This is a genomic window from Actinomadura rubrisoli (assembly GCF_004349215.1).
GTDB lineage: Bacteria > Actinomycetota > Actinomycetes > Streptosporangiales > Streptosporangiaceae > Spirillospora > Spirillospora rubrisoli.
Genome location: NZ_SMKU01000641.1, coordinates 1 through 2,081 on the forward strand (window position 1 = coordinate 1; position 2,081 = coordinate 2,081).

Sequence of the window (2,081 nt, forward strand, 5' to 3'; positions counted from 1 at the left end):
GCCCTCCCCCGCCCGGCGCGTAACCTGATCCATATGACCCGACCGCGCCTCCCGGACCCGCCTCCGATGCAGACCAACGACGTCCGCATCGCGGCCGCGGGCACCCTGGCCTGGGCGGTGGCGCTGGTCGTGCTGCTGCTCGTCGGCCTGCCCTCCGACGACCGCTGGTGGCTGTGGGTGTGCGTCGCGGGCATCGCGATCGGTCTGTTCGGCACGTGGTACACCCCGCGTCTCCAGGCCGGACGGGCGCGCATGGAGGCCGCCCGCGCCGCCGCCGAACGCGACACCGAAGCCGACGACGCCGCCGAGCCTGAGGCGCGCTGACCCGGCTAGGGCTCCAGGTCGGACTCGGCCAACAGGACGGGCAGACTCTCCGGATCGCGTAGGACGGCCTCGATCAGGAGGCGGTCCGCCCAGTTCCCGGTCGTCCAGGCGAGGGCACGGGCGAGCCCGCCGGTTCCGCTGGCGTGGACTTGGCCGTCACCGGTCCACCAGGGGACGCCCTGGCCGTCAACGGTCAGACGCTGGTGCGCGACATAGGTCGCCGGGGCCTCCGGCAGGACCGCCCGGACGACCTGCGGAACGGGACGCTTCTCTCCGGCCGACTCCACCACGCCCGGGACCTCATCACCGGCCAGGGGCAGATCCAGCAGTTCGGCGAGCCGGGCGTCACGTCCCTGCGCGGCGATGACGAGCGGCTGACCGGCCAGGAGGGGCAGGACGTCGGGACTGTCCAGGACGAGTGCGTCCGCCGCCTCCACGACCTCCACCTGGCCGTCGACCACCGCGCGGACGCGGTCTGGCGGGTTCACGGCGACGTCCGGCGCGTCGGCCAGCGCCGTCCAGAGCGCGCCCAGGTGGCCTCGGGTGATGTTCCGGCTCGGGTCACCGAGCCGGTCAAGGAGCTCTTGGGCGCCACCGGACTCGTCCAGCAGATCGTCCAGGGACGTACGGACGCCCAAGGCGAGCAGTAGGCGCTCATCAAGGCCGTCTGGGGCGGCGTCGTAGAGCCCGGTCAGCGGATCGTCCTCGTCACCGCCCAGCCGGAACTCGCCGGGCCTGCGGCCGTCCAGGATCGGATGGCGGCCCAGCCACCACGCCGTGTAGGAGGGGACCGCGACGCGCCGTCCGCCGTCCACGCTCACGTGCATCGGGTCGACGATCGCGGAGCGCCACGCTGGGCCCGCCAGCATGCGCAGCGCCGCAGGCCAGTCGTCCACCAGCTCTAGGTCGCGGACGGCCTGGAACTCCGTCACGAGTGGTGGGAGGTCCTGCGGGCCGAGCCGGGTGAGCACCTCGTCGGCCCACTGGTCCTCGCCGTCCAGGTGCAGGGTCTCGGCCTCGTCGGCCAGGCCGGTCAGGTTCACGTCCTCGGCGCGGGCGAGCGCGAAGCCGTCCAGGACGCCGGTCGCGGTGAGAGCGTCGGCGCCCCATCGTTCGAGCGTCTCGCCGTCCACCACGCCGAACGGCGCGTCGTCGGCCATGACGCCGCGCAGCGGACTGTCCGGGAGGAGCAGTTCGCCCGCCGGGTACAGGTCTCCGTCGTCGCCGGGCAGGGCCAGGTCGGCCAGCCACGGCTCGTCGCCCGGGTCGACGCGGGCGGCCGCGACGAGGCCGAGCACGGCTTCGGCGACCGCGTCGGGGTCGTCGGCGTCGAACGAGCCCTCGACCGCCGCCCGCACGGCGGGATCGGCGAGGACGGCGCGCGGGCCCGCCTCCACCGCGCCGAGCCGCAGCAGCAGCAGATGGACGGCGTCGGGGTGGACGAACCGCAGGCCGAGGGCGTCCAGGCCGCCCGGATCGACCTCGTCGGCGATCAGCAGGCCGCGCGGCCCCCGCACGACGCGGCCCGCATCGCCGGCCAGTGGCACCGGGAGAGCCCCCAGACCGTCTGTGGCGGCCCCGCCGAGCGCCTCGTACACCCGATACCACCATGCCGGTTCGCGGTCGACAGAGGCCAGCTCATCGACGACGTCCGCCAGCTCGACGCGCCGGACGCCGAGCGCCGCCAGCGCCGGACTCCGCGCAGGCCATCCCGGCGGCAGCAGCCCCCCGAGCACAGCGCCGCCATGCCCACCACC

At 74.8% G+C, this 2,081-nt stretch carries 1 protein-coding gene and 1 pseudogene; one reads left to right on the forward strand and one right to left on the reverse strand.

Annotation, left to right across the window (positions count from 1 at the left end; genetic code table 11):
- The coding region (locus E1298_RS46425) for a DUF2530 domain-containing protein (protein WP_341770713.1) at positions 1–324 on the forward strand (324 nt) is incomplete at its 5' end.
- 5 nt (positions 325–329) lie between these two features.
- On the opposite strand, the pseudogene E1298_RS46430 reads toward E1298_RS46425, so the two are convergent.
- Positions 330–2,081, reverse strand: a pseudogene (locus tag E1298_RS46430) (sacsin N-terminal ATP-binding-like domain-containing protein); the annotation flags it as partial.